General features: G+C 34.0%; 16 protein-coding genes. 12 read left to right on the top strand and 4 right to left on the bottom strand.

The features are described from left to right. Positions 1-140: 140 nt before the first annotated feature. The 8 genes from KO515_RS06995 (at position 141) to KO515_RS06960 (ending at position 13,681) form a co-directional block, all read left to right on the top strand. Positions 141-3,260, top strand: a complete 3,120-nt coding sequence (locus tag KO515_RS06995; protein WP_215935668.1) for a SusC/RagA family TonB-linked outer membrane protein — start codon at positions 141-143, stop codon at positions 3,258-3,260. 29 nt (positions 3,261-3,289) lie between these two features. Continuing rightward, positions 3,290-4,732: a RagB/SusD family nutrient uptake outer membrane protein gene (locus tag KO515_RS06990; RefSeq protein WP_215935667.1), complete on the top strand. Its 1,443-nt coding sequence runs from the start codon at positions 3,290-3,292 to the stop codon at positions 4,730-4,732. 25 nt (positions 4,733-4,757) lie between these two features. After that, the gene (locus KO515_RS06985; RefSeq protein ID WP_215935666.1) at positions 4,758-5,636 is read left to right on the top strand and encodes a PKD domain-containing protein; all 879 of its coding nucleotides are present in this window, start codon (positions 4,758-4,760) and stop codon (positions 5,634-5,636) included. Positions 5,637-5,743: 107 nt separating this feature from the next. Further along, entirely contained in the window at positions 5,744-6,445 is a 702-nt protein-coding gene (locus KO515_RS06980) for a FadR/GntR family transcriptional regulator (RefSeq protein WP_215935665.1), read from the top strand. Between the two features lie 10 nt (positions 6,446-6,455). Next, positions 6,456-7,772, top strand: coding sequence for an MFS transporter (locus tag KO515_RS06975; protein ID WP_215935664.1), 1,317 nt, complete (start codon positions 6,456-6,458; stop codon positions 7,770-7,772). A gap of 46 nt (positions 7,773-7,818) precedes the next feature. Next, on the top strand, positions 7,819-8,583 hold the full coding sequence (locus tag KO515_RS06970) for an SDR family NAD(P)-dependent oxidoreductase (RefSeq protein WP_215935663.1): 765 nt from the start codon (positions 7,819-7,821) through the stop codon (positions 8,581-8,583). Between the two features lie 495 nt (positions 8,584-9,078). After that, on the top strand, positions 9,079-12,117 hold the full coding sequence (locus tag KO515_RS06965; protein ID WP_215935662.1) for a SusC/RagA family TonB-linked outer membrane protein: 3,039 nt from the start codon (positions 9,079-9,081) through the stop codon (positions 12,115-12,117). A gap of 46 nt (positions 12,118-12,163) precedes the next feature. Continuing rightward, the gene (locus tag KO515_RS06960) at positions 12,164-13,681 is read left to right on the top strand and encodes a RagB/SusD family nutrient uptake outer membrane protein (protein WP_215935661.1); all 1,518 of its coding nucleotides are present in this window, start codon (positions 12,164-12,166) and stop codon (positions 13,679-13,681) included. A gap of 144 nt (positions 13,682-13,825) precedes the next feature. Here KO515_RS06960 and KO515_RS06955 read toward each other — a convergent pair whose 3' ends face one another. The 3 genes from KO515_RS06955 to KO515_RS06945 all read right to left on the bottom strand — a co-directional run bounded on the left by KO515_RS06955 (position 13,826) and on the right by KO515_RS06945 (position 18,498). Next, positions 13,826-14,890, bottom strand: coding sequence for a heparin lyase I family protein (locus KO515_RS06955; protein ID WP_215935660.1), 1,065 nt, complete (start codon positions 14,888-14,890; stop codon positions 13,826-13,828). A gap of 91 nt (positions 14,891-14,981) precedes the next feature. Beyond that, positions 14,982-17,372 (bottom strand): chondroitinase-B domain-containing protein, encoded by a 2,391-nt coding sequence (locus KO515_RS06950; RefSeq protein WP_215935659.1) that lies wholly within the window; start codon positions 17,370-17,372, stop codon positions 14,982-14,984. A gap of 106 nt (positions 17,373-17,478) precedes the next feature. After that, positions 17,479-18,498, bottom strand: coding sequence for a LacI family DNA-binding transcriptional regulator (locus tag KO515_RS06945; protein WP_215935658.1), 1,020 nt, complete (start codon positions 18,496-18,498; stop codon positions 17,479-17,481). Between the two features lie 148 nt (positions 18,499-18,646). Between KO515_RS06945 and KO515_RS06940 the strand changes: the two genes are divergently transcribed. From KO515_RS06940 to KO515_RS06925, 4 genes are all read left to right on the top strand, one after another. Next, on the top strand, positions 18,647-19,693 hold the full coding sequence (locus tag KO515_RS06940) for a sugar kinase (RefSeq protein ID WP_215935657.1): 1,047 nt from the start codon (positions 18,647-18,649) through the stop codon (positions 19,691-19,693). 20 nt (positions 19,694-19,713) lie between these two features. Then, the gene (locus KO515_RS06935; RefSeq protein WP_215935656.1) at positions 19,714-20,931 is read left to right on the top strand and encodes a 6-phosphofructokinase; all 1,218 of its coding nucleotides are present in this window, start codon (positions 19,714-19,716) and stop codon (positions 20,929-20,931) included. 81 nt (positions 20,932-21,012) lie between these two features. Continuing rightward, the gene (locus KO515_RS06930; RefSeq protein WP_215935655.1) at positions 21,013-21,681 is read left to right on the top strand and encodes a bifunctional 4-hydroxy-2-oxoglutarate aldolase/2-dehydro-3-deoxy-phosphogluconate aldolase; all 669 of its coding nucleotides are present in this window, start codon (positions 21,013-21,015) and stop codon (positions 21,679-21,681) included. 3 nt (positions 21,682-21,684) lie between these two features. Continuing rightward, on the top strand, positions 21,685-22,200 hold the full coding sequence (locus KO515_RS06925; RefSeq protein WP_215935654.1) for a LacI family DNA-binding transcriptional regulator: 516 nt from the start codon (positions 21,685-21,687) through the stop codon (positions 22,198-22,200). A 16-nt stretch (positions 22,201-22,216) separates the two neighbouring features. On the opposite strand, the gene KO515_RS06920 is transcribed toward KO515_RS06925, so the two are convergent. After that, positions 22,217-23,284 carry a T9SS type A sorting domain-containing protein gene (locus KO515_RS06920; RefSeq protein WP_215935653.1) on the bottom strand — a complete coding sequence of 356 codons (1,068 nt, stop codon included), beginning with the start codon at positions 23,282-23,284 and terminating at the stop codon, positions 22,217-22,219. Positions 23,285-23,494 lie beyond the last annotated feature (210 nt).

Below are 23,494 nucleotides of genomic sequence, written 5' to 3'. Positions count from 1 at the left end.
TTGGTAAACCAGATTGGTAAACCAATTTTTTTTGCGTAATTTTAAATAGTCTAAACCGAAATTGCAAAGTGTGAATTTACCTTTAAGGTTTTAAAAATGAACTAAATAACAATCAAATAAGTAACAACTAACTATTCATTATGAAATTAAAAATCAAATCAACCTTGATTATTTTTGTTCTGATGTGCTTCTCTTTAAATGCACAAGAGGTCGTAAATATTAAAGGTCAAGTAGTTTCTACAACAGATGGTATGGCGGTCCCTGGTGTAAATATAATAATTGTAAATACCACCAAAGGAACCACAACAGATTTTGATGGAAATTATCAAATTCAGGCAAGTAAAGGAGATATCTTACAATTTTCTTATTTAGGTTTAGCTACACAACTCGTTACCATTGGTGATGAGACTACAATTAATGTGAGTTTAGCTGAGGACGCAAGTGTATTAGATGAGATTGTAGTTATAGGTTATGGTACGCAAAAGAAAAGTCATACAACGGGTTCTATATCAAAGGTCGTAAATGATGATTTAGGTCAAATCGCTGTTTCTAGGGTAGATGATGCTTTAGTAGGACAAGTCTCTGGTGTGAATATTCAAGCAACCGATGGTGAGGCAGGTGCTGCACCTACTATTACAATACGTGGTGTAGGTTCCATGGCAGGTGATTCTACTCCCTTAATTGTTGTTGATGGAGTTATTGTAGATCCAGACTTTTTAGGGTCTTTAAATATGAATGATGTTGAATCGTTTGAAATACTTAAAGATGCTGCTTCTGCTGCAATTTATGGTTCAAAAGGTTCAAATGGTATCATTATGATTACTATGAAATCTGGTTTAGAGGGTAAAACGAGAATTACTTACAGTACGTATACAGGTTTTAAAGAAGCTAGAAAAAGTGATGCTTATGGCTACACTACGCAGAGTTGGGCAGACCAACAAATGGCGGATAATGGTGAAATCTCTATTTATACACAAGCGCAATTACAAACTGGTACAGACCGTTCTTGGCAAGATGTGTTTTTTGATGGAGGAACTATTACAAGTCATGCACTGTCATTTAGAGGTGGTAATAAAAGCACAAAGTTTTCAGCAAGTTTAAACTATTCTGATGATGAAGGTGTATTGTTAGGTGATAACTATACAAAATATGGAGCAAGATTAAAGCTTGATAATAAAATAAATGATAAGGTCTCTATTGGAGTTAATTTGAGTCCTTCATATACGGATAGAGTGCGGTTTTCAGAATCTGTACATAACGTTGCAAGACATCAACCTTGGTTGCCTATTTATCATGATGAGTATACATTGCAATTAGTAGATCCAGTGGCGTTTCCTGTTGAAGTTGGAGATTACGTTAGACAAAATCATTTTACAATATTTGATTTTAATGGCGATGGTGTATATGACGAAGAGCTTTTTAATATTGGTAATAGTACCAACCAAAACCCTTATGCTCGAGTTACTGAACGCAATAGAATGGATAAAAAATTCAAGATGTTTGGTAGTGCTTATGGTAAATATAAAATTGCAAAAGGTTTAACTTATACGACAACTTTATCGGGATCTATTCAAGATACTAAAAGAACAGATTATATGGGTACTTTGGCTAGAGAACAAACTACTGATGCTTATATGGTTGAAACTAACCAAAAGGAACAATACTATATTTTTGATAATTTTATTAACTACGATGTAGCTTTTGGTAAACATGAATTGGGTGTTACTTTAGGTAATTCTATTGAGACGAGGGATTATTTCTTCTCTACGATTAAAGGTATAGGCTATGAAAACGATATTGTGCAACAAATTTCAGGTGCAACGACGATAGTTGCCGAAGAAACATTTGGTATGGAATGGCAAAAAAGAGGTATTTCGTACATCTCTAGATTAAACTATGCATACGATGATAAGTACTTATTATCATTTAGTATGCGTCGCGATGGTAGTTCTATTTTCGGATCAGATTTTAAATACGGTAATTTTGCGGCTGCATCGTTAGGATGGAATGTAGCAGATGAAAACTTCTTAAGAGATAGTAATATTATTTCAACACTTAAATTGCGTGCAAGTTATGGTGTTACAGGTAATGATCGTTTAAATACAGGAAGTGTTGATCCAGATGCTCAAGGTAGTACCTCTGTACTAAGTTCTGATAATGTGTTACAAGATTATTATCCACATTTATCATTATTAGATTTAACATCTTATGTTGTAGATGGAACGATAACTACAGGATATTCACCTTTAAATTTAGCGAACCCTGAATTAAAATGGGAGCGATTAGTTGAGATTAATCCTGGTGTTGATTTTGGATTTTTAAATAATAGAATTACAGGTTCTGTAGATTGGTATCAAAGAACAAGTGATCAATTATTATTGAATAACCCAGTGTCATCTACTACAGGTTTTAATAGTGCCTTAGTTAATTTAGGTGAAGTAAAAAATGAAGGTTTTGAGTTTGAGTTAAGAACAAGAAATATAAATAAAAGAAATTTCTCATGGCAGTCTACCATTATCGCGACAACTAATGAAAATACCTTAGTTGATTTTGCAGATTCAGATGGTCAAATTACAAGTATAGATCCTTCAAGACCAGCAGAATGGATTAATCAAGAAGGGCAGCCTATATCCTCTTTTTATGGTTATGTTGTAGAAGCCGAAGTGCCGATTGAATATAGAGATAGACCTTATAGACATGTAGGTAATCAATTTGGATTAGTACAAGTAAAGGATTTGAATGGTGATGGTGTATTAGATGATGAAGATAAAACTATTTTAGGTAATCCATATCCAGAATTAATTTGGAGTTTTACTAATGATTTTAAAATCGGAAACTTAGATTTTTCAATTATGTTCCAAGGATCTCATGGAGCAGAGGTAAGAAATATTGGTGACCACTACTTATTTAGTCATAATAATAACAGAACGTTGATTTCTGATGTGGTTCCAGATAGTTACAATACTGATTTCTTAGTAGATAAATATTTTACAAACAGTGTTATACAAGACGCATCTTACATTGCTTTAAGAAATGTAAATATTGGGTATAGTTTCCCAGAGGATTTAGTAGCGGATTTAGGGCTTTCTAAATTAAGAGTATATGCATCAGGTCAAAATTTAATGTATAAAACTGCGGATGGTTATACGGGTTGGAATCCAGAAGCTTTAGATAAAACCAGTCCAACGCAATACGGATACCAAAGAGGTGGATCTCCTATATACAGAACAATCTCTTTTGGGTTAGACGTAGATTTTTAAAAAAAATTAATTGCTTAATACACTATATTATGAAATTTAAAAAATATATACAGATTCTATTAATAGGAGTTATAGCAACTTCGTGTAGCGATTTTTTGGAGCCTGCACCAAGCTCAGCAATAACATCAGAAAATTATTATACCACTGTTGATGAATTAGAAAGTGCTCTATTGGGAGCATATGATGCCATACAAGGAGATGGCAGTTATGATAAGGATGAAAATCACGGTGTGCAATATGAGTTTTACATTACAGAGATGCGAAGTGGTAATACAGCAACTAAAATTGCAGATCCAGATGATTTTTCCGACTCAGGGCAATTTGAATCATTTGATGTACTCGCAACCAATGGTCTTGTAGCAAATTATTACTCTAGTTTTTATGAGGTTATTTTCAGAGCCAATGTCGTTTTAGAAAATTTAGGAAATGTAGATGACGATACCTCTGCTATAGAAGCAGAAGCAAAATTTATTAGAGCTTATGCGTATTTTAACTTGGTAAGATTATTTGGTGATATTCCATTAGTCGATCATGTATTATCACCTTTAGAAAAAGACACGCAATTTATTAGAGTGGATACAAGCTTAGTGTATGATTTAATTGTAAGTGATTTACAAACGGCGGTTTTAGGATTAGATAATACCTATAAAACTAGAGCTTCAAAAGCTGCAGCTCAAGGATTATTAGCAAAAGTTTATCTTAGTTTAGAAGAGCCAGAATATGCTCAAGCGCGAGTATTACTCGAAGAAATTATAAATGGTGGTGAATATAGTTTGGTTGATTTTTACGATGTGTTTTATACAGAAGGTAATAGTGAAGTTATTTTTGCTATTGGCTATGAAAGCATTAATGATAGTCAGACGTTTTCAGCACAATGGATGAATGGAGTTGGTAATTCTAGTGGTTTAAATTATGCGACTTATGATTTAGTTGATGATTTCAACGAATTTGGAGGAGATAGATCACAATATTCTTTCAGACAAGATCCTGTTCATTTAACTTCTGTGAGATATCAATGTGCTAAGTATTTTCCTGATGGAGATAATGGAGGAGATACACCTACAGCTGATTTTACAATTAGTCAAAATCCAGAATTAGCAGGAAATGATTGGATTGTATTGCGTTATGCTGATGTGTTATTATTACATGTAGAAGCTATTATGGCGGGTGCTGAGCAAACAAGTGCGACGGCTGCTTTAGCATCTTTTCAAGAAGTTAGAAACAGAGCGGGTCTAACGGATCCTGTTTCTGAAATTACAGTAGATGATTTATTATTAGAAAGACGTATGGAATTAGCTTTTGAAAATCACAGACTATTCGATTTAATTCGTTTAGGAAAGGCGCAAGAAGTACTATCTGCTTATTCTGACCTTAATGGATTTGGGTTTACGTCATCAGATTTATTACTGCCTTTACCTCAAAATGAGGTTAATATAAGTGATGGGCTAATGACTCAAAATCCAAACTATTAAAACTATTAATTAAAAACATTTTAAAATGAAAACTATTAATAAATTTAAAATACGTGTTTCACAAAAGCTAATGGCCACTTTACTATTTGTAGTTAGTGTTGTGATAGTGTCTTGTGACCCAACTATTGATGCTTTAGCATATGATTTACCAGACGCTAATTCAAAAGAAGATTTAACACCTCCTTCAGCTGAGTTTACAGCTTCGGTAACTGCAGATTATTTAACCTATACGTTTGCTAATGAATCTATAAGTGCAACATCGTACTTATGGAACTATGGTGATGGTAATAGCTCAACCGATTTGGATGGAATGAATACGTTTCCTGATGAGGGGACATATACGGTAACGCTTACAGCAACAGATGACTTAGGTGTTTCTAGCTCGTATACTGAAGAAATAGAGGTCGTAGAGCCAGAAGTTCCGCCTACATTAATTCCTGTAATTCTTGAGGCTGGTTTTGATAATGGAAATGACAGTAGAGATCCTTGGAGAAACTCTGACTTAGGAGGGGTAATTCAAATAACGTCTTCTAACGGTTATCATGAAGGGTCTAATGCAGCAAAATTACCTCCTTCAGGAGATAGAATTGGTTATCAGTTAATAGGGGAATTTACGCCTGATACGCTTTATGAATTAAAATTTAAATATACGTTTAGGGACCAAGACGATGCAAGTAATGGTAGTTTGACCGTTGCAATGGTTCAGGCTATGAGTTCCATAGATCAGCTAGAAGACAATACCATTAGTTCAATAACGTTTACTGAAGATGTTGCAGGAGTTGGATCCTTGGTTAGTGGTTCATTAATATTTGATTCAGGTGGGAATACATCTTTAGCGATATTCTTCTATAATAATTTAGATGAAGCTTATATCGATTCTTTTGAAATTGAAGCATTAGAATAAGTTTAATACGTTTTTTTTATTGTAATAAATTAAAGATGAAAATTTAGATATAACAATTACTGTCTTATTTTTGGACAGAAAATAGATTCATTATTACAAATTTTTATATGAAGTTAGATACACAAACAAAGTCGGAAAGTTCAAGTATTCAAAATGAGATTATCTCTAACATTGGAGAATTAATAAATGTAAAAAATCTTGAACCAGGTGATAAGCTACCCTCGGAACGAACGTTATCCGAAAAGTTTAATGTATCTAGAAGTGTAATAAGAGACGCTATTCAAAAATTAGAACTTTATGGTCTATTAAAATCAAGACCACAAAGTGGCACTTTTGTAGCGAATATCGGAGTCATTGCTATGAATGGTATGATTGACGATATTCTAAGATTAGAAGATCAAGATTTTAAAGCTTTAGTAGAAACAAGAATTCTTTTAGAATTAAAGACAGTGCGTTTAGCCTCTACAAGAAGAACAAAGGAGGATTTAGAGAATATGAAATCCGCGTTAATGGCCTATTCAAAAAAGGTGAGTAATGGAGAACCTGCCGTTGAAGAAGACCTTTTGTTCCACTTAGCCATAGCTAAAGCTAGTAAAAATGCGACCATTAACACATTTATGTTAATGATAACTCCAGAGATTATTACAAATTTTGAAACACATCATGTATGTGATAAAGGTTTAGCTTTAAAGGGAATAGAAGAGCATGAAGCGATTTATAATGCTATTGAACAACAGAATCCCCAATTGGCAAAACAAAAAATGAAAGATCACTTTAGTGAGTTGTATCAGTATTGTTACAATGTTTAATATTAAGTAAATGAAAGAATTAGGTAAAAAACTAAAAGGTTTAAGATGGTGGGTAATTGGCTTAATTGCTTTGGCTACTGTTATTAATTACATAGATAGACAGGCATTGCCTGTATTGTGGCCAGACATTTCAAAAGATTTGTATCCAGAAAAAACCATAGGCGAGCGAAAGGAAATATATGCAATCATTTCAAATATATTTATACTGTCCTATGCTTTTGGTCAAGCGATTTTTGGTAAGATTTTCGATAAATTTGGAACTAGAATAGGATTCGTTTTATCTATAGGTTTTTGGTCAATTGCTACAGCGTTACATGCGTTTGCAAAGGGGATAGTTACGCTGAGTCTTTTTCGTTCATTATTAGGGATGTCAGAAGCAGGAAACTGGCCAGGTGCAGCAAAAGCTAATGCAGAATGGTTTCCAACTAAGGAACGCGCATTTGCACAAGGACTCTTTAATTCTGGTGCCGCCATTGGTGGTATCATCGCTTTCCCTACAATTGGGTTACTATCCGTATACTTTGATTGGACATGGATTTTTATTTTAGTAGGTATAACAGGACTGATGTGGCTTATTCCATGGTGGATTGTAGTAAAATCACCTCCTAAAAGTCACCCATGGATAACGGAAGAAGAACGTGAATATATTTTGACTGGTCAAAAAAATCAGGATAAAGATGAAGATGGTGAATTTGATGAAGGTTACAATCCAGATACAGGAACAATTTTAAAACATAAAGAAAGTTGGGGTGTCATATTAGCTTCAGCAGCGATAGATCCAATTTGGTGGTTATTTATCTTTTGGATTCCAATCTATTTAAATGAAGTGTATCAAATGGATGTTACGGCAATTGGTTTTTATGCGTGGGTACCTTATGTAGGAGCTATGTTAGGAGCTTGGTTCGGAGGTCTGTTGGCTCAAAACCGTATTAAAGCAGGTTGGACTGTGAATAAGACACGTAAGTTTGTAATTACATTAGGTTGTTTAATTATGTTACCTATGTTATTCGCTATGGCTAGTCCAGGAGGCCCAACAACAGCAGTAATCTATATGGCGATTATTTTGTTTGGTTTTCAAACAGCTATTGGAAATGTGCAAACATTACCAAGTGATTTATTTGGTGGAAAAACAGTAGGTACATTGTCTGGATTTGCGGGTACAGCTGCTAAGTTAGGTGCATTTGGGTTAACGGCATTGGTGCCATGGTTAACAATGGGAGGAAACTATGCTCCTGCTTTTATTATAGGTGCATCTTTAGCTGTCATAACAATGCTGAGTGTTTGGGTATTGATTCCAAAAATTCAACCACTAAAAGAAAAAAAATAAATTGAAATATTAATAAGTATAATTTTAAAGAATAAATTCAACAAAGATGAGTAATAACAAAGGAAAAGTAGCAATAGTAACAGGAGCTACAGGCGGAATTGGTTTTGAAGTAGCAAAACGATTAGGAACTGACGGATACACTGTAGTATTAAACGGTATTGATGATGAAGCTGGTGTAGAAAAAGTAAAGGAGCTTACAGAGGCTGGAGTAACTGCTGAATATCTTGGCTTTGATGTTACGAAAGAAGAAGAAGTAACTTCAAATATCACTAAGATTGGTGAGAAGTATGGTAGAATAGATGTACTTGTAAACAATGCAGGTGGTTTAGGTGGAAGATCTAGATTTGAAGAAATGACAACAGATTTTTACAGATTTGTAATGGCATTAAACTTAGATTCTGTGTTCTTTGCTTCAAGAGCAGCAATACCTTTCTTGAAAAAAGGTGAACACCCTTCTATAATTAACTATACATCAAATGCAGGATGGACTGCTGGTGGGCCAGGTGCTGGTATCTATGGTACGTCTAAAGCAGGTGTTCATGCCATTACTAGAGCATTAGCAAAAGATTTAGCTGAATACGGAATTAGAGTAAATGCAGTATCACCAGGGACTATTGATACACCATTCCACGCGCAGATTAAAGCAACCAAACCAGAAGTTTTTGCTTCTTGGGCTAACAATATTATGTTAGGAAGATTAGGTCAGCCAGAAGATGTTGCTGGTGTTATTTCATTCTTAGCAAGTAAAGATGCAGCTTTTATTACTGCTGAAACAATTCAAATTGGTGGAGGCCAAGCTTTAGGTATCTAAATCTAAACAATATATCTTATTATTTAAGCGCTGTTATATACATATAATGGCGCTTTTTCTTTATGTAATCGAGCTTAGCGGAAAATCAGTATGAGTCTTTTAATTTTCTTAGTGAAAAAGGCTTCTTTCCAATGCTCTGGTTTTGTTTCTTAAATCAGCAGTGTAATTCCTCTTTTATATGGTTTGCTACATATGTTCTAGAAACGTTGATTATATAGTATCAGGTGTTTAGGGGTGAAACGCCAAATTTTATATCGATTTATCAATATTTCTGAAAAAAATAAATTTAAAGTTACTAAAACGTTGTAGTTAACAGAAAATTAACTAAATTTGGTAAACCAGTTTGGTATACCAATTTGGTTTACCAATAATAACAGGTCGGTTTTTTACTTATTTCTCTACACTATTAACAATGAGTAAGGAATCGCAATTATAAAAAACGAATTAATAATTAAAACAACTAATCTTATGCAACAACAGCTCAAATTTTTCAACATGAAGTGGATACCCTTAGTGGTGTTTATTTTATTTGGCTCAGTATTATATGCTCAGCAAACAGTTACAGGTACTGTTACTAGTCAACCTGACGGATTACCCTTACCAGGAGCCAATATTCTTGTTCAAGGAACTGCTATTGGTTCTACCACAGATATGGATGGTAATTATACTATTGAAGTACAAGATGGTACGGCTGTATTAGTATTTAGTTATGTTGGTTTTACCCCTCAAAACGTTACCGTAGGTGACAAAACAGTAATAGACATAGTATTAGTAGAAGATGCTAGTCAACTTAACGAAATAGTAGTCGTTGGTTATGGTGCTCGTAGAAAAAGTGATGTAACAGGGTCTGTATCCTCTGTGAAAGCCGATGAATTAACCGCTTTTGCTGTCTTAGATGCAGAACAAGCACTTCAAGGACGTGCCGCTGGTGTCGTAGTACAATCTAATAATGGTGGTGAGCCAGGTGCTCCAATTAAGATAAGCATTAGAGGTAACACGTCTATCAACGCTAGTAGTGATCCTCTGATCGTTGTAGATGGATTTGTAGGTGCCAATATGCCTCAAGCAGGTGATATTGAATCATTACAAGTTTTAAAAGATGCTTCTGCAACTGCTATCTATGGTTCTCGTGGATCCAATGGTGTTGTTTTAGTTACAACTAAAAAAGGTAGAAGTGGTAAATTAGTTGTGGAATTAAATACAACTTATGCGGTTCAAAATACAGCCAACAGCTTAGATTTATTAAACGCTAGTGATTTCGCAGATTATCAAAATCAGATTAGAACTAATCAAGGTAATACTACTCCTTACGTTCAAGGAGATTATGATACAGATTGGCAAGATTTAATATATAGAGCAGGTAGCACTTCTAATACACAACTTTCTTTTTCTGGCGGTACAGATAAAGTAAATTATTATGCTTCGGGTACATACTTTAAACAAGAAGGTATACTCGTTAATTCTGATTACGAGAGGGTATCATTCCTATCAAATATAGATGCCAATATTACAGATAAATTAAAAGTTGGATTGAATTTAACAGGTGGAATAAATAAAAAATCTGGGGTACCAACACAATCAGATGGTTCTGTTACTGTTGGTGGTGATGATGTTGTGTCTTTAGCAATGCGTTTTGCTCCAGATAAAGGCATATATAATGATGACGGTAGTTTTTCAACAAACGATAGAATAGGTGATGCGGTTGATAACCCATACGCTGTAGCGACACAAAGAGATGATGATACTGAAATAGAAAATTTCAGAGCAAATTTCTATGCAAATTATGACATTATTGAAGGGCTTACCTTTAAAACAACATTTGGTATTAGTACTGAGAATGAATTTAGAGGAATTTACATGCCAAGAACATTGGAAATTACAGCAGGTGGTACTACACAGGGTAGAGCTATTATGATGGAAGATAAAAGTAAGAGTGTCTTAAGTGAAAATTATTTAACCTATACGAAAGAGATTGGAAAAGGTAACTTAACGTTATTAGCGGGTTATTCTTATCAAAACTCAACGCGTAAAGGGTTTTATAGTGAAGGTACAGGGACACTTTCAGATTCATTCTCTTACTATGGATTATACACTGCCACAAGTTTAATAAATGGTACAAGTGGTGATATTTATTCCACTGAAACTGAAATTCAATCGCAATTTGGTAGAGTAAATTATGATTATGATGACAAATATTTATTTACAGCTACAGTAAGAAGAGATGGGGCTTCTAACTTTGCTGAAAATGAAAAATATGCTATTTTCCCTTCAGCTGCTTTAGGCTGGAAAATTTCTAACGAAGATTTTTTAATGGATAATGAAACTATTTCTAACTTAAAATTAAGAGTTAGTTATGGTGTAACGGGTAACCCTTCTATTGGAGCATACGAATCATTAGCTAGTTTAGCTAGTTTATATGCTTCTAGCAATGGTATTACAGTACCAGCGATTACTCCATACCAAACAGCAAACCCAGATTTAAAATGGGAGTCTTCTTACCAAACAAACATTGGTGTAGATGTAGGTTTATTAAATAGTAGAATATCAATGTCTTTAGATTATTATAACATTGCAACTAAAGATGTTCTTATGTTTGATAATAGTATTCCTTGGTATTTTGGATATTTAAATGATCAAATTATTACAAACGTTGGAGAGATTAATAATAAAGGGTTTGAAATTTCTATAAACTCTAGAAATATTGTAAAAGATGATTTCAGTTGGTCTACAGACTTAGTATTCTCTAAGAATAAAAATACAGTAGAAACTTTAATTAATGGTGCTGATTATTTCGGTGATGGTGCGCCTAGTTATTTCAGTGTGGATAACAACTATTTATTGAGAGAAGGTGAAGAAGTAGGGTTATTTTATGGCTATGATTATGCTGGTGTTTATCAAGGTGGTGATTTGCCAGCTGGTACAGCTATGTTGCCAGATGGTGAAGCTGGTGATCCATTATTTTTAGATTTAGATGGTAATGGAGATATAAATAATGATGACAGAAAAGTAATTGGTAATCCTAATCCAGATTTTACCTGGGGTATTACAAATAGCTTTAAATACAAAAACTTTGATTTAAATATCTTCTTTCAAGGGTCTCAAGGTGGCGATATTTTTAACATGACTAACGTTCAGTTAAATAATGGAGATGCTAACACAACTTATGATTATTTTGATAATGCATGGACACCTTCAAACACCAATACAGATGAACCTCGTGTAGGAAATAATAGCTTTAGAGAAATTTCTTCTCGTTTTGTGGAAGATGGTAGTTATGTGAGATTAAAAAATCTTGCTGTAGGATATACGTTTCCAGCAGAGGTTATTGAAGATTTAGGTATAGAAAACTTAAGGTTATCTGTAAGTGCTCAGAACTTACTAACCTTTACAAGCTACTCTGGTTTAGATCCTGAGGTTAATTATTATGGAGCTTCTGGTAATAATAACACATCAAGCAACACTGTTAGAGGATTTGATTTTGGAAATTATCCAACTGTAAGATCATTTAGTTTTAGTCTTAGTGCGAAGTTTTAATCGTATGTCGAAGAAAAAGAACAGTTTAAATTAAAAAGAAAAAATTATGAATACTTATAAAATATTATTGTTATTGATGGGATTGTCAATAATGGGATGCTCTGATTTAGAAGAAGAGCCAGTTGGATTATTATCTCCAGATGGATTCTTTTCTACAACTCAAGATATCCAAACAGCAGTTGATGGTGCACTAACCCACGCCATTAATGAAGAGATTTGGGGAAGAAAATTGTCCATGTCATTACTATTGCGTTCAGATATGGCTGAGCTTATGTCAGGACAACCATACAGAGCAGAAATGGATATGCATAACGTTTCAGGAGATAATGAAATGGTATATGATCCTTGGATAAGAATGTGGTTAGGTATTAGTGCAGCGAATAATGCTATTGCAGGTGCTGAAAGCGTAGGAGTGAATGAAGAAGTTAAGAACCCAGTTGTGGCTCAAGCTTATTTTGCAAGAGCATTTTATTATTTTCACTTGGTAAGATTATTCGGAGATATCCCTTATTTTGATAGTCCAGCAGGTGATGAAGCTGATTTCAGTGTTGGTTTAACATCAGAATCAGAGGTGTATGATAATATCATTTCAGATTTACAATTTGCTAAAACTTGGTTGCCAACAACGGTGGCTTCTAGAGCTATTCCATCAAAAGCAGCAGCAAGTTCTTATTTGGCTTTAGTGTATTTAACTAGAGCAGGAACCAGTGATATGACTTATTTTCAATTAGCATTTGATGAAGCTAAAGAAGTGATTGATAATAAAGGTGAATACCAATTAGACTTAGATCCAGATTTTCAAACCTTATTTAATGCTAATAAAATTGATAATTCTCTTGAGCCAATTTTTGCTCTAGATTATAATAGTGTTGAAGCTGAAGATAACGCTTATGACCAAACAGCTCCAATGACTGGGATTAGAGGTGATTCTGGCTGGTCTGTTATTGTACCTTCAATGGCGGTTTATGATTCTTTTGAAGATGGTGATTATAGAAAAAACGTGAGTTTCCAAACAGAAGCTACTATTAACGAGACTTTAGTAGACTATACTCAGTTTGATATAAGCGGACATGAACATGCGGCAAATAGACCATATATTGCAAAATATACGCGTTACCCTGGAGAATTTGCTCGTGGTGATAAAAGAGCAACAAGTCATAATTATTCAATGTTGCGTTATGCAGAAGTATTATTAATAGCAGCTGAAGCCGGTGTAGAAATAGGAAGTCCTTTAGCTCTTGGTTATCTAAATGAAGTTAGAACTAGAGCAAGAAATGGTGGAGAATCTACATCTGGTGGTTATACTGAGGTTACAATTGCACCAAGTACTGTACCTGCAAATTTAGCGTCAATTACAGTTGCAGATGTATTAGAAGAGCGTAGGATAGAATTGGCTTTTGAATGTAAGAGATGGTACGATATAAAAAGAAGACAATTAGGTGACCAAGTATTTGGTTCTACCGGACTTGAGGGTAATAAATCTGATTGGAATTCTGGTGTCGACTACGATACTCCAATACCACAAGAAGAGATCGATAGAAATCCAAATCTTGGAGGATTATAAAAGTAAAGATTATTTGAGTTGGTTACTGTCCTTGTGTTTATAGTTGTTATAAATGCAAGGACAGTTTTTTATAACTGTGTTCACCTTATGAAATAAGCTCGGTGTTTCTAACAAGATGCAAGACTTAAGAGATTTTAGTAAATGCTAAATGGTAAATTTCAATACTTTGATGCTGCGCTTAGACTTTTTAAAGACAAGGTAATAGTCTCCAGAATTTAAACCTGAAATATCTAATTTGAATTTTTTAAGACGGTTTTCGATAGCAACAATATGGCCAAAAGTATCATATAGGTCTATGTGGTCATAGTCGTTTGCTCGGACATTTTTAAAGTTCAAAATACCTTTTGAAGCTTCTAAATTTAATTCGTTCTCTTCTAATTGTACTTCTAAGTCTGATAACGATAAGGGGCCAAGTTCTTCAATACTGAAATTAGCGAATCGAATAATTTCATCTTTTATATCATTGCTTTGTTTTAGGCTTCTATAAATTCCCCATTTTGGTCTAGAAAAGGTTGCACCATCTTGCCAAGTGTCTATAGCATCATTACTGTAACTAAATAGTGAAGCATTATTAGACACGCGGTTAATCGTCACGTCGTAACTGCCTTTATTAGAGAAGTGGATGGTTTCTGTAACTTCTACCCAATGGCCTCTTAGTAGATCCAGATCAACAGTTTTAATAGTTGCTTGGTTGTTGGTTGAAGTGTATCTTAATTCTAAACGATCTGGATTGCCTTTGCGTAGGGTGAAGGAAATCATTGGTATAGATTCGTAAGGACCACCTACAGCTTTGATTTGATGAATATGAGTAAAACTAGAAGACACCATAAAATCACGAGCTAACTTAAATTTCCATTTATACACAACGGTTTCTCCTTCTGTAGCTTTTAAATGATCTGGAGAAGAGGCGAAGGTTTTAATCTCTACACGCTGCCTATCGAATTTTTTACAGCGGTCATTATCTGGAGTTTTATGGGCTATAAACTGAAATACATAGGTGTTTAATTCCGTATCAAAAACTTCGTTAATATGTCTACCAAAATCAGCATGCGCACAGTCTGGGGTTTCTACAGCGTTATAACCAGGTGCTAAAACGGCATTAATGTCCTCGTAAGTATTACCTGGCTCATTGGCATTTAATAAGGTTTGCGAAAACCCCAATGTGATTCCTAAAAATGTAAAACCTAAATTCAATAAGGGTTTTCTCATAGTCTACTATTAAATAATTAATAACGAAATTTGTAGGAGGTCTCTAGGTAAATTCTAATATTTTTAGGGCTTTAGATGTTTCTAATTTATCCTATTTCTGAATAATACCTATTAACGCTTTTCCATTATTATCTTTTAGTAAAGGAGATTTTTTACTTGGAACATAGTTGTCTTTATCTTCCCATCTTGGGTTTTTAAAAATTAGGTCTATTTCTTTGGCACCTTTAGTTGTTTTTGGATAACCATTATCGTCAAATAAGCAATTTGATATCACATTTTTTAACCCTTTTAAACTAATAGGAGTTTGAGATTTATAGCTATTGATAAAGACTGAGTTTTTTATGGTTACATCATGAATACCATTGGTAATAATTGTTTTTCCTTTTTCTTCATTGGCAACCTTATCAAATACACTATTGGTAACGGTTAGTTTGCCTCCTTCAATGTTGACATCTGGGGTGCTTCTTATATAATTTACAGCAAATTCTTCAATATTTTTAAAAACAGAATTGTCTATGTTAAGTTCTAAAGCATTATATTTTCCAAAATTATCTTTATCGTAAGACAAGTTCAAACCTCTATAACTATCAGAAAATTCACAATTTTTAAATGTTAAACTACTCGCTAATGTCCCTTCATAAGCTTTAAAAACGCTTCCTCCATTCTGAGTAGTGAAATTTTTGAACGTGCAGTTTTCTACATTGAGTGTATACATGGTCGATTCCATTTTGTCAGGAGACACTATTGCATATTTAGGTGGACTACTATGAGCGGCATCAAAAATGATATTCTTTAGCGTTAATGATCCTCCTTCATTAATACGAATAAAATAAGTGAACGGTTTTTCAATACCATCTTGCATTTTGAATATAGTATTGCCATCATCTGCACCAATTACAGTGATGTTTTTCCCCGTTTTAAGGCCTTTGTTAAATTCATAAACACCAGCTTTTAATGTAATAATATCACCATCTTTAGCTTTACTAAATACCTTAGATAAGGTTCCAATGCCTGGTTCTACAATTAAATCTTCGGGTTTAGTGACAGGAGCCTCAATATTGGGTTGCCATCCCGGACCTGTTCTAGCGATTAAAGCTCTTGGAATCTTAGTGTTATTAAGGTTAAATGCGCCTGCGACATATGGTTCTCTTGCAGAATCTGTAATATCATTTATGGGACTTTTAGCTGTTTTTGTTACACTTTTTAGGGCATCATTATTGGCGGTTGGCATTGGTAGTGATTTTAAAAGCGTCCAATCTATGCTTGCTTTGGTAAAATATTGTGAATTTACCATGACGTCACTATCTACAATGTTTCCCGAAAATGTAATACCGTCAACACGGTCTACTGTTTCTAAAATATTAGTAGCATTAGTATTACTAATAATGTTGTTTGCAAAAACAGTATTAATTGGGGCAAGACTTAGTTCTTCGTTTTTACCTGCTCCAAAAGTCATAGGACCACAATTAATAATGGTATTATTTTGTATGTCAACATTCTTAACTTGGTTATAACGGTTTAGAGGAGAGTTGGGAACTCCATTCATTAAAACGATAGGGCCTCTGTAATCGTTTCCAGCTAAGCCTATTAATAAATTGTTTCTTACAATATGACCTTCATTTATTATTCTAATACCACCAGTTTGAGAAATGTTATTTCCTAAAAAGACATTGCCTTCTACAAGAGCGTTATTACCATGTCTTAGCGTTAAAGTCCCTTTACTTTCAATAAAAAGATTATTTCTAAAAATGTTATCTCCAGATTTGTTTGAAATAATTTCTATCTCACCATCACACTGTTTAAACGTGTTACTTTCAACAAGTGTTTTAGAAGATTTCATAGAATTAGCACTCGTTCCAATTCTAATCGTTTCTCCACCATTTTCGCCTAAATCTGGTCTAGGACCAAAATAGTTATAGTCTATTTTATGATTATTTTCAATATGGTCTTCACCTTTTAACCAAACGACAAGTGTTGTGCCTGCAGAAGTTTTACCCGTAAAGTTGTTATGATCTACTCTGTTATTTTTACCCCAAATATCAACCCAATGATTTTTTATATTATCGTCTGCAACATCATAATAGGAAATTGTAGAGTTGGTAAACCGACAGTTATTGGCAAATTCTTCTGAGTTTTTTCTGAACTGTACCACAAATTTCTCATCGGTTTTTCCATCTTTAAACCAAAGACCACTTACGATGACGTAATTGCCATAAATACTTAAGCTAGAATTATCTGAAAGAATAACCTGGCCAGGCGTTTCGGCTTTAATAATTATAGGATGTTCTTTCGTCCCATTTCCATAGGCCAAAAGTTTGGTGTCTTTCCATTCTCCGTTTTTTAAAATGATGGTACCACCAGTATTAACCTTAGAAATTGCGGCATTATATTCTTCGATATTTGAAACGGTGATGTCTTGTGCATGCAACGATGTTAAGAAGAAAACGGTGCTAAAAAGTAGTAAGAGATGTGATGTTTTCATGTTTAGATTAGTTCAATAGTTAATAATATAATGATAAGCAAAAACAGTTCCATTATTTAATCACTTAGCTCATAATCGGCAATACTTCACTGTTTTAGTAATTGTTTTATCGCGATGAATCCCTTATAATCAATTCGGCATCGAGAATAATTTTATTTAGTGTTTGTTTCAATTCAGGTTGTGCAATATGTTTTAAAAATGTTTCTGCTGCCAAACGACCAATCTCCTTACTGTGCTGTTCAATACTTGTAATTGAAGGTGTTACCAAGGAGGTAAATGGTTCGTTTCCAAAACCTACCAAACGAATATCATCCGGTACTTTTATGTCCTGTTCATTTAAAACTTGTAAAGCTCCTAAAGCGGCATAATCACTAGCAACATAGACAGCATCTGGTCTATGTTCTAACCTAAGAAGGTTTTCCATTTCTAGCCTTCCATCTTCAAGGGTAAGTGCACTTTCAACAATGAGGCTATCATCGATAGGAAGCTCATTTTTCTTTAGAGCATCAACGTATCCTTTAATTCTATTGTTGAAAATTCTAGTTCGTCTATACCCTCCGATATGCGCAATACGTTTACAGCCTTTTTCAACCAAATGTTCAACGATGACATGACTGCTATCGTAATCATTAATTCCAACGTAATCGACGTTAAGGTCGTTTTCACCACGATCAAATAGAATTAAAGGAATCCCATTAGATTTGACCTTTTCATAATGCGAAAGATCAACAGTTTCATTAGCCATAGATGCAATAATACCATCGACTTGTGTAAATAATAAGGTGTCAATATTTTTACACTCCTTCTCAAAAGATTCATTAGATTGTGTAATTATAATATTGTAGCTCGCTTTGTTAAGCACAGCTTCCATGTTTTCTAAGACTGAAGAAAAGAAATTACTATTTGTTCTAGGAACAATAACACCAACCAAATTACTTTTTCCATTTCTTAAAGCACTAGCTAAATGATTGGGTTGATAATCTAATTCTTTTGCAACACGTTTCACTGCTTTCTTTGTTTTATCACTAATTCGTGAATCATCATGCATAGCTTTAGAAACAGCAGCAGGTGAAATATTTAAGACATTTGCGATGTCTTTTAGCGTTGCTCTTTTTTTATTGGCCAAGTTTTTATATATTTGCTTAATCGATTAAGCAAATATAATCTTTTTAATAATAAAAATCAAAGCTAGTCCGTTTTGATTTATTTTTAATTGAATTGGTTAATCGATTAACCAAACCACAATTTTATAACTAAATAAACAAATATTCATAATGAAAAAAGTAGTCACTTTTGGAGAGATAATGCTAAGATTAGCACCTCAAGGTTTTTTAAGATTTTCACAAGCTAATAATTTTGATGCTATCTATGGTGGTGGAGAATCTAACGTTGCAGTATCATTGGCAAACTATGGTGTGCCCGTAGATTTCGTAACGCGTTTACCAAAAAATGATATTGGAGAATGTGCTATGATGGAAATGCGCAAAAGAGGAGTAGGAGTCGATAAAATCATTTATGGTGGAGACCGTTTAGGAATTTATTTCTTAGAGACAGGTGCTGTAAGTAGAGGTTCTAAAGTGGTATACGATAGAGCGCATTCTGCAATTTCTGAAATTAAACCAGGCATGGTAGATTGGAAAACTGTTTTTAAAGATGTGGCTTGGTTCCACTGGACAGGTATTACACCTGCCATTTCTCAAGGTGCGGCGGATGCATGTTTAGAAGCTGTAAAAATCGCAAGCGAAATGGGTGTTACGATTTCTACCGATTTAAATTACAGAGCTAAACTTTGGACATTCTGTGATGATGCACATAGAGAAAAAATAATGACTGAATTAACATCGTATTGTGATGTTGTTTTAGGAAATGAAGAAGATGCAGAAAAGCATTTTAATATTCATCCAGAAGGTTTAGACGTTCACAAACATGGACACGATGTTAAAGCCGAAGCATTTTTATCAGTTTGTAAGCAAATGATGGAAAAATTCCCTAGAGCTAAAAAAGTAATTACAACATTAAGAGGGTCAATTTCAGCATCTCATAATACTTGGGCTGGTGTATTATATGATGGTGAAAAAATGTACGAAACCCGTCAGTATCAAATTACAGATATCGTTGATCGTGTCGGTGGTGGTGATTCATTTATGGGAGGATTAATCTACGGTTTATTAAAGTATCCTGAAGATGATCAAAACGCATTAGACTTCGCTGTTGCTGCCTCATGTTTAAAACATACCATTAAAGGAGATGCAAACTTAGTTACGGTTTCTGAAGTAGAAAAATTAATGGGAGGTGATGCATCTGGTCGTGTTGCTAGATAAATTTACCTCATTTTGAACTAATGAAAAAATCAATAGCTATAATTTGCGGTGGAGGTCCTGCTCCAGGTATTAATACAGTAATAAGTACTTTAGCCAAAACGTTTATGAAAGATGGCTATGAGGTTATTGGTGTTCATCATGGCTATCAAGGATTATTATCTGATACTCCTGAAGTGAAAATTTTCGATTTTCATCATGCAGATCGTATTTTTAGTCGTGGTGGTTCTACGCTTATTATGAGTAGATTTAAGCCTAAAGACAGTGATTTTAAATCTGATTTTTTCAAAAATAATAATGTAAAATTATTGGTTACTATTGGTGGTGATGATACAGCATCTACTGCCAATAGGCTAACCAAATATCTTAATACTCAAGATTTATACGTTGCGCATATTCATGTGCCAAAAACTATAGATAACGATTTACCATTACCAGACCGGAATCCTACATTCGGGTTTCACACTGCTAAGGACGAGGGTGTTAGAATTGGGAATACAGTATACGAAGATGCGCGTACTAGCGAAAATTGGTTCGTAGTTTCTGCAATGGGGCGTTCTGCAGGTCATTTAGCATTTGGTATAGCTTCAGCTTGCCATTTTCAAATGATGATCATTCCCGAAATGTTTGATAAAACCAACATTACCTTCGAGAAGTTAATTAATATGATTATCTCTTCTATCGTAAAGTGTAAGATTGAAGGTGTAGACTATGGTGTTGCCTTAATAAGTGAAGGTGTTTTTCATTTTATGGAGGAAGAAGAAATTGTTAATTCGGGCATCAATTTTACATATGACGATCATGGACATCCTGAATTAGGAAATGTAAGTAAGTCGCACATATTTAATTATTTATTGCAACTTAAATTGAAGGAAATTGGCTTGGACGTAAAATCGAGACCTGTAGAATTAGGTTACGAATTACGATGTTGTAATCCAATAGCATTTGACTTAACCTTGTGTACTTTATTAGGAATTGGAGTTAAAAAGTTATTTGATCAAGGTATTACAGGTTGTATTGTTAGCGCAAACTCTAGTGGAGATATAAAGCCGTTGTTTTTAAAAGATTTTGAAGATAAAAACGGTAAAATTCCACCAAGATTAGTGGATATTAATTCGGATATGGCGCAATTATTTATTCATAATCTATTCTTTATCAAAGAAAAGGATTATGATAAAGCGAAAAAATATGTTTCAAATCCGGAGGCATATGATTTCAAAAAAATATTAAATTGGAACTAAATTCCTATGAGATTTTAAAACCCTGTAGGTATAAATATTAAACGATTCCCAACGTAATGGGAATGAAAAACAAGATTTATTATGGCAAATTATACAAGAATAGAAGTCGCAAATGTTATGAAAGAAACCGGAATGGTGCCTTTATTTTATAACTCAGATTTAGAAATAAGTAAAAAAGTAATCAAAGCTACTTATGATGGTGGTGCACGATTATTAGAATTCACAGCAAGAGGTGATTTTGCTCACGAAGTTTTTGGTGAATTAAATAAATGGGTTCTTAAAGAATTACCAGGCATGATTATGGGAGTTGGTTCTGTTACAGATGCAGCATCTGCCTCGCGTTTTATGGCTCTCGGTGCTAACTTTATTGTAACTCCAGTTTTGAGAGAAGATATTGCAATAGTATGTAATAGACGTAAAGTAGCATGGTCTCCAGGATGTGGTTCTTTAACCGAAATTTGTAGAGCAGAAGAGTTAGGTTGTGAAGTTGTAAAACTTTTTCCAGGAGGTATTTATGGTCCTGATTTTGTTAAGGCTATAAGAGGTCCTCAACCATGGACAAGCATTATGCCTACAGGTGGTGTGTCTCCAACTAAAGAAAATTTAGAAGGTTGGTTTAAAGCTGGTGTAACCTGTGTTGGTATGGGCTCTAAATTGATTGCAAAAGGTGCAGATGGTAATTATGATTTAGCAAAAATTGAATTAGATACCAGAAATGCTTTAAGTATAATTAGTGCTTTAAAATCATAACTATTGAAATCGTCAGCTGTAACTATAAAAGAACTTTCGTCTTTATCTGGATATTCTATATCTACGGTGTCTAAAGCTTTAAATGATAAGCTTGAGATTAGTAAGGCTACACGAGATACAATTAAAACTATAGCTAAACAGCATGACTATGTACCAAATAGTTATGCTGTTTCTCTTAGAATGCAAAAAACGGGTGCTATTGCGGTTATTGTACCACAGGTAACTGAGGCTTGCTATGGTCAGTCGCTTAGCCATTTGCAAAAGTCCGCTGAAATCTTAGGATATAGAATTCTATTTTACCAATCTTTTAATTCAGATACTAAAGAATTAAATTATATTAAAAGTCTTAGTGACGGCTCTATAGATGGAATCATTGTAGTTTCTGCAGAAAACAAACAAAGCTCTCAATATACCGGTTATTCATTTCCTGTTGAGTTATTGGTTATCGATTGTAATCAATCTACCGAAGACATCAAAAAACGTTCATACGCCAGTTTAATGAATGTTTTAAAAGGATAATTCCTTTTTTAAAGCATTACTCAATTATACATTTTAAAGTTGTAATAGGTCGATTTGATTTTAATACAGTTATGAAGTATAATCCCGAAGCCAAACCAGAAACTTCAAAAGTGTGGTTATGTAATCGGTTAGATCGTTGAATCTCTCTTCCAGAACTATCACATAATAGAATACTATCATAATCTATTGACTCCATGTTTTTCAGTGTAACACGATCTTTTGAGGGATTAGGAATTAATAGCACTTCATTGGCTTGGGATTCTAAATCTGAAATGGATAAAGGATCTATCTCTTCAATACTAAAGTTGTTGAATAATACAACTTCATCTTGTAAATCATCAATGTTGATTAGACTTCTGTAAATGCCCCATTTTGGTCGTGCAAAAGTTGCACCATCTTGCCACATATCTATGTCATCATTCGTGTAACTTAAAATAGTAGTGTTATCGGAAATTCGATTTATTATTATAGAATAACGACCTGAATTGCCATAAGTAATACGTTCTGTAACGTCTACCCAATGCCCTCTAAATAAATTTAAATTTGCGGTGAGTAAGGTGGTTTGATTAGTTGTTGGAGTTTGGCGTAATTCAATACGGTCGGGAGTTGCTTTTCTAGCTGTAAGTGTAATCATAGGTATAGAAGCATAAGCACCACCTACAGATTTAATTTGATGCAAATGTGTAAAGTTTGGAGAGACCTGAAAATCACTTGGTAATTTAAATTTCCATTGATATACTACCGTTTCTTCAGGTACTGCTTGTAAATTTTCTGGAGACTGATCATAAGTCTTAATTTCGGTACGTTGTCTGTCAAAATTTAGGCAACGGTCATTATCTGGAGTTTGATGTGCTATAAACCGAAACACATAGGTGTTTAATTCGGTATCAAAAACTTCATCAATATGTCGGCCAAATTCAGTATGGCCACAGTCGGGTACTTCTATAACATTGTATCCTGGTGCTAAAACCGCATTGATTTCTTCGTAAGTATCGCCAGGCCCATTTGAATTCAATATGACTTGCGCAATCGAGAGTTGTGCACACAGATAAAGCAATGTAAACGCAATTAATTTTAAGTTCATAATACAGAAGTTTAAACACGCTAAATTGGTTAACCAATATAAGTTTTATTTTGAGGAATCTTGTCACTTAGGTATGAATTTATATGTTAAATTTTTAGGCATTTCATATAAAAGACCCCTTTCAATTCCTTTAGTGGTCTAAAAAAGCTATTTTTTTTATGAATTTAATTGCGAAAACGTAATAGCTAGTGAATTTTTTATTATATTTGG

Origin of the sequence: Winogradskyella psychrotolerans (assembly GCF_018860545.1) — a bacterium.
Lineage (GTDB): Bacteria > Bacteroidota > Bacteroidia > Flavobacteriales > Flavobacteriaceae > Winogradskyella > Winogradskyella psychrotolerans_A.
This window is presented reverse-complemented; position numbering and strand designations above follow the sequence as displayed.